Origin of the sequence: Lachnobacterium bovis DSM 14045, from assembly GCF_900107245.1 — a bacterium.
In the GTDB taxonomy this organism is placed as follows: domain Bacteria; phylum Bacillota; class Clostridia; order Lachnospirales; family Lachnospiraceae; genus Roseburia; species Roseburia bovis.
The window spans coordinates 1-6,156 of sequence record NZ_FNPG01000044.1; the positions used below are offsets into that span (position 1 = coordinate 1).

Here is a 6,156-nt window from a genome sequence, read left to right on the forward strand (position 1 = left end):
TCTTTTTCCTGTTCTCTGATACGTTTTCTAAGTTCGATTAGTTCCTCATTCAGTGATAAAGCATCATCAGGTGTATGAACTGCTGATGCAACATGTAAACGGCCTTCTTTAAATGCTTTTATCCAACAATAGATAGTACCGTCTGGAACACCTAATTCTTTCGCTGCTTTATGTCCACCTATTTCCTGTGCGAGTTTTACTGCCTGTGCTTTGTACTCCATGTCATATGTTCTTTGTTTTTTTGCCATATTGTCCTCCTGTTTTCTGATTGATTATCATTATATCAAAAACCTTGAGGATAGGGTGTCAAATTTTATTGTACAATACCACACCTAAATTGCCAGAAATTTTACGTCCTTCTTGAGTTCTTTCAATTATCATATCCCTTTCGAATTCTAATAGAGCTATTTTTTTATTTGGAGCTTTATAAACCTGTTTAAGATGGTTGCAAAAATTTTTCCTGTCTTTATAACTTAAGTATTTAACAGAGAATGATCATTGTTTTCAAATCCAAGATGATCCGTAAGTTCACCTTGTAAAAGTGCTTCAAAAACCGTACCAATCATATCTTTAAATGAGTTTTGAACATCATCACTTGATTGGGGATCATATGTTTCTAAAAATAGTTTTGCTAGTTCTTCTGAGCCTTTTTTATGTATTACTTTAGCCATTAAATATAAATCACCTTCGCATAAGTCATTGCCATTAAATAATAATATTTTAAATGTTTTTTTGGACTTACACAATTAATTTTACATCCTCAGTAAACTTATATTACTATTTCGCTACAAAAGAAGAAAAATGTAGCGAGATGGTATTGACTTTTTCGCCAGTAATTACTGTTGGGCGGGGATATAATGCGAAGCATCTAAGAGATAATGGTGTTGTGGTTCATACGGTAAGACCGGAATGGTTAGAACTTGGATTGACACAAGCACAGACTTTTACCGGAAATATAGTACGAATCTATGACAGAGAACGTTGTATCTGCGATATTATCAAGAATAAAAATAAGATGGATATTCAAGTATTCCAAATGGCTTTGACATCTTATTTTTCTGATAGTGATAAAAATATTCATAACCTTATGGAGTACGCCGGGATTATGGGTGTTTCAGATAAGGTGAGACAATATACTGAGGTGTTATTATGATAAAAAGTGCTACCGCTGTAAAAGCAAAGATAAAAAACAAAGCTGGAGGAAACAGCGATAAGTCACAGATAATGTTAAGAATATATTTGATGGAACGACTTTTGGAGAGGGTTTCGTTGCTTGAACAATTACCGAAAAACTAACTATTACGTAGGTACATTAGAATGGGATGACGTGATAGGAAGCGTAAGAACTTTAAGAAAAATTATTGAGTAGTAAAAATACCCGCTGTGCAGATGTGATACCTGCAGGCGGGTTTACTGTTACCTTGACATATACGGAGACCGTATATTTGTGCTGTATGTGGGTAAGAAGAAGCTAGTGAAGAGGAAAGAATTTGAGAAATATATATCAGACAATATTGAGATATGAAAGGGGCAAAACCCTCGGAATTACGGGCTTCAAGAGTCTGCCAAAAAATGAAATAACATTGCAAATCGCCCCTGATTAGTGTATAATATATTCTGCTAATTTGGGGCTTCTTTAACTTAGAAAGGAGCTTGGAGGCTGTTGTTGGATACAGCTCATGTACTTAGGCATACATTTGCCACAAGATGCATTGAGGGCGGGATGAAACCCAAAACACTGCAGAGGATTTTAGGCCATTCCAACATCGGAATTACAATGAATCTATACGTACATATTACGGAAGATGAAAAACAAAGAGAGATGGATCTCGTGGCTGACGCGTTAAAAGTGGTATAAAACTTAATGCGAAACAAAAACATATGGTGCCCGACGTGGTGCCCGGTAGAAATCGCAAAACGCGCAAAGCCCATAAAATAAAGACTTTTAAAGGAGATAAGATAAAAATGAAACTAGGCATAGTAGGTTTACCAAACGTAGGTAAAAGTACATTATTTAATTCACTTACAAAAGCAGGAGCGCTTGCAGCAAATTATCCATTTGCAACAATCGACCCAAACGTAGGTGTGGTTGCTGTACCAGATGAAAGATTAAAAGTTTTAACAGATATGTATCATTCTAAAAAAACAGTACCAGCAACAATTGAATTCGTTGATATTGCTGGACTTGTAAAAGGAGCAAGCAAAGGAGAAGGTCTTGGTAACCAGTTCCTTGCTAACATTCGTGAATGTGATGCAATCGTACAGGTTGTACGTTGCTTTGATGATACAAATGTTGTTCACGTTGATGGTTCTGTTGATCCAACTCGTGATATAGAAACTATCAATTTAGAGCTTTTATTCTCAGATATGGAAATTTTAGAGAGAAGATATGCAAAAGTTCAAAAGCAGGCAAGAAATGATAAATCGCTTCAGAAGGAAGTTGCACTTTTAGATAGACTTCGTCCATTCTTAGAAGAAGGAAATCAGGCACGTACATTTGAATGCAAAGACGAAGATGAAGAAGCTATTTTCAATCAGTATGGTCTTTTGACAGCTAAACCAATTATTTATGCAGCAAATGTAGCTGAAGATGATTTGGCAGACGAAGGAGCAAGCAATGATCATGTTAAAGCAGTTCGTGAATATGCAGCTAAAGATGGTAGCGCAGTTTATGTAGTTTCAGCAGAAATTGAGCAGGAACTTTCTGAATTAGATGATGAAGAAAAACAGATGTTCTTAGAGGACTTAGGACTTAAAGAATCAGGCCTAGATAAATTAGTTAAAGCTAGTTATGATTTGCTTGGTCTTATCAGTTACCTTACAAGTGGTGAGGATGAGACAAGAGCCTGGACAATCGTCAAAGGAACTAAAGCTCCACAGGCAGCAGGTAAAATTCACACAGATTTCGAAAGAGGATTTATTTGCGCAGAGACTGTAGCTTATAAAGATCTAGTTGAAAATGGCGGAATGGCTGGAGCAAAAGAGAAAGGTTTAGTAGGACTTCAGGGTAAGGATTACGTTGTTAAAGACGGTGACGTTATTACATTTAGATTTAACGTATAATAATGAAAGGGGTCTAATGATATGAAATGTCCATTTTGTAGCAGTGATAATACAAGAGTAATAGATTCAAGACCAGCAGACGATAACACAGCAATTCGACGTCGCAGACTTTGCGATGACTGTCAGAAAAGATTTACTACTTATGAAAAAGTTGAGACTATTCCTCTTATTGTAATCAAAAAAGATAACAACAGAGAACAATATGATCGTTCAAAAATAGAAGCGGGTGTTCTTAGGGCCTGTCACAAAAGACCAGTTTCAGCATCAGATATCAAGAAATTGATTGATGAAGTTGAAGTCGAGATTTTTAGTGGAGAAGTTCAGGAAATTAGAAGTTCTGTTATTGGTGAGTATGTTATGGATAAGATTAAAGATTTAGATCCGGTTGCATATGTTAGATTTGCATCAGTTTATCGTGAATTTAAAGATGTCAATACATTTATGAATGAATTAAAAAAAGTTCTTTCATAACCGATAAAGATATTGATAATACTAAAATCTACATTTCTTGTATGAAAAGGAGATGCATATGAATTTATCTGGATTTAGACCAAATGAAGTTTTTTATGAGTATGATACACAAAAGATTAAAGAGTATCGATGCAAGTTTGTTACAGATCATAGAGAGCATTCTTTTGAGAATACAAAGCAACAAGAAGATGTGCTAAAAGATATAGAGTATGCTTCAAGCGAGCAGGAAATTGAAGAGGTTATGTGATTTTAATAACTAAAAGAAAAAGCTGTAGGAAACATAAAGATTTCTTTAGAATGTTTTCACAGCTTTTTCTTTATATATTTATTGTCAGAGATATTATAATATGATAAAATGAAAAAAGTTATGCATTATTTTTTTGGAAAATGGAGATAAAGATGAGTATATTTTTCCCAGGAGAATACTTAGATTCAACGTATTCGATTAATTTTGAACAATTATATAAAGAAGGATATAGGGGCTTGTTATTTGATATAGATAACACTTTAGTTCCACATGATGCACCAGCGACTCCAAAGGCCAAAGAGCTTTTCGAGAGATTGAAAAAGATTGGTTTTAACTGCATGTTGGTATCTAATAATAAAGAGCCAAGAGTTAAAAAGTTTAATGATGTAGTTGGAATTGATTATATCTACAAGGCCCAGAAGCCATTACCTAAGAATTATATTAAAGCAATGGAAAAAATGGGTACTAACACTGATAATACTATTATGATAGGTGATCAGATTTTTACAGATATTATGGGCGCTAACATTGCCAAAATACGTACAATTTTGGTTAAACCTATTAATCCTAAAGAAGAAATTCAAATCGTACTTAAAAGAATTCCTGAAAAATTGGTGTTGTTTTTTTACAGAATTTATAGATTGTTTAAGAAAAATTAAGTGTGTTTTTTATGCAAATAAAAAGTTCACTGCTTAAAATTATAGATACTATGATATTTTAAAAGGAGAATTGTAATAATGAAAATCGCAATAGCTAATGATCATTCAGCAGTAGAAATGAAACAACAAATCAGTGAGTATGTTAAAAGCCTAGGCTATGAAGTAATTAATTATGGTACAGATAAAACCGAAAGCTGCAATTATCCTGAATTTGGAGAAAAAGTAGGAAACGCAGTAGCAAATAAAGAAGTTGATTGTGGAATTCTAATTTGTGGAACAGGTGTAGGAATTTCGCTTGCAGCTAATAAAGTAAAAGGTGTAAGAGCAGCTGTATGTTCAGATGTTACAACAGCACATCTTGTAAAAGAACATAACAACGCTAATATTTTAGCGTTTGGTGCAAGAATTGTTGGTGTTGAATTAGCAAAAGATATGGTAAAAGCATATTTAGATGCAGAATTTCTTGGAGATAGACATGCTAAGCGTGTTGATATGATTTCAGAAATTGAAAACAGAAACTTCAAATAGATATTTCAAATAGATATTTCGAATAGAAATTTCGAAGAGAAATTTTAAATTGGGGTTTGAATACTTACTAGAAATAACAATTTAAAAGATTATTAAGATTTTCTTAAGTGGTCAAAACGTACTTGAAAGAATGCATAAAGTATGATAAAATGGACAAACGAGAGAAAATTTTTAAGAATTCAGATTGCTTAGCAATTGAGAATTCATAAATCAGATTATGTAACAGCGCAAGTTTAATTGCGTATTTAAGGAGGAAAATTTAATGATTTCAGCGGGAGATTTCAAAAATGGTCTTACCATCGAATATGAAGGTAATATCTATCAGATTATCGAATTCCAGCATGTTAAACCAGGTAAAGGTGCAGCCTTTGTTAGAACTAAATTAAGAAACATCATTAATGGTGGTATTGTAGAAAAGACATTCCGTCCAACAGAGAAATGTCCAACTGCTCATATCGATCGTAGAGAGATGCAGTACTTATATTCAGATGAAGACTTCTATCATTTTATGGATGTTGAAACATATGATCAGATAGATTTAACAAGAGATTCAGTAGGAGAAGCTCTTAAATTCGTTAAAGAAAACGAAATGGTTAAAGTATGTTCACATAAAGGAAACGTATTTGCAGTAGAACCACCATTATTCGTAGAATTAAGAATCACAGAAACAGAACCAGGTTTCAAAGGTGATACAGCTACAGGTGCTACTAAACCAGCAACTGTTGAAACTGGTGCAACAGTATACGTACCATTATTCGTTGAAACAGACGACGTTATCAAAATTGATACAAGATCTGGAGAATACTTATCAAGAGTATAATCGAAAGAATAATAGAGAGAATAATCAAGAACATAGTTTAGATTATTTCCACCTGAGATTGTGCCGCAGGAAGCTAATCTCAGGTGTTTTTATGTCTGTAATATACACATATCAATACAGGAACATTAAATTATAAAAAAATTATAAAAAAGTGTTGACAAATGCTTTGGATTTTAATATAATAAACAAGTCGTCAGGAGCGGCACAGTAAAATTCTTAATGATTTACTTGCTGATAGTTGGTGAATTGATTAGATGGATTCACCTTTATTTTATGGGATCTTAGCTCAGCTGGGAGAGCATCTGCCTTACAAGCAGGGGGTCACAGGTTCGAGCCCTGTAGGTCCCATTCATGTGAAAGCATGAGTG

11 protein-coding genes and 1 tRNA gene are annotated in these 6,156 nt (G+C 33.8%); 10 read left to right on the top strand and 2 right to left on the bottom strand.

Annotated features, from left to right (window positions below; all coding sequences use genetic code 11):
* A partial coding sequence (locus tag BLV79_RS12055; RefSeq protein WP_143470208.1) for a transposase occupies positions 1-248 on the bottom strand: 248 nt, incomplete at its 3' end.
* 225 nt (positions 249-473) lie between these two features.
* A complete protein-coding gene (locus BLV79_RS12060; RefSeq protein ID WP_074719230.1) occupies positions 474-671 on the bottom strand; it encodes a hypothetical protein in 198 nt (65 codons plus the stop codon).
* A gap of 140 nt (positions 672-811) precedes the next feature.
* On the opposite strand from BLV79_RS12060, the gene BLV79_RS12065 reads away from it, so the two are divergent.
* The 10 genes from BLV79_RS12065 to BLV79_RS12110 all read left to right on the top strand — a co-directional run bounded on the left by BLV79_RS12065 (position 812) and on the right by BLV79_RS12110 (position 6,136).
* Positions 812-1,153 (top strand): type IV toxin-antitoxin system AbiEi family antitoxin domain-containing protein, encoded by a 342-nt coding sequence (locus BLV79_RS12065; protein WP_242871475.1) that lies wholly within the window; start codon positions 812-814, stop codon positions 1,151-1,153.
* A gap of 294 nt (positions 1,154-1,447) precedes the next feature.
* Entirely contained in the window at positions 1,448-1,525 is a 78-nt protein-coding gene (locus BLV79_RS13330; protein WP_278320482.1) for a MerR family transcriptional regulator, read from the top strand.
* Positions 1,526-1,666: 141 nt separating this feature from the next.
* Positions 1,667-1,858, top strand: a complete 192-nt coding sequence (locus BLV79_RS12075; protein ID WP_074719231.1) for a tyrosine-type recombinase/integrase — start codon at positions 1,667-1,669, stop codon at positions 1,856-1,858.
* A gap of 107 nt (positions 1,859-1,965) precedes the next feature.
* On the top strand, positions 1,966-3,063 hold the full coding sequence (gene ychF / locus BLV79_RS12080; protein ID WP_074719232.1) for a redox-regulated ATPase YchF: 1,098 nt from the start codon (positions 1,966-1,968) through the stop codon (positions 3,061-3,063).
* Between the two features lie 21 nt (positions 3,064-3,084).
* On the top strand, positions 3,085-3,534 hold the full coding sequence (gene nrdR / locus BLV79_RS12085; protein WP_074719233.1) for a transcriptional regulator NrdR: 450 nt from the start codon (positions 3,085-3,087) through the stop codon (positions 3,532-3,534).
* A gap of 58 nt (positions 3,535-3,592) precedes the next feature.
* On the top strand, positions 3,593-3,781 hold the full coding sequence (locus tag BLV79_RS12090; RefSeq protein WP_074719234.1) for a hypothetical protein: 189 nt from the start codon (positions 3,593-3,595) through the stop codon (positions 3,779-3,781).
* A 152-nt stretch (positions 3,782-3,933) separates the two neighbouring features.
* Positions 3,934-4,440, top strand: coding sequence for a YqeG family HAD IIIA-type phosphatase (locus tag BLV79_RS12095; RefSeq protein WP_074719235.1), 507 nt, complete (start codon positions 3,934-3,936; stop codon positions 4,438-4,440).
* A gap of 78 nt (positions 4,441-4,518) precedes the next feature.
* Positions 4,519-4,968, top strand: a complete 450-nt coding sequence (gene rpiB, locus BLV79_RS12100) for a ribose 5-phosphate isomerase B (RefSeq protein ID WP_074719236.1) — start codon at positions 4,519-4,521, stop codon at positions 4,966-4,968.
* Positions 4,969-5,230: 262 nt separating this feature from the next.
* Entirely contained in the window at positions 5,231-5,788 is a 558-nt protein-coding gene (gene efp / locus BLV79_RS12105) for an elongation factor P (protein ID WP_074719237.1), read from the top strand.
* A gap of 275 nt (positions 5,789-6,063) precedes the next feature.
* Positions 6,064-6,136 (top strand) — tRNA-Val (locus BLV79_RS12110).
* Positions 6,137-6,156: the final 20 nt, after the last annotated feature.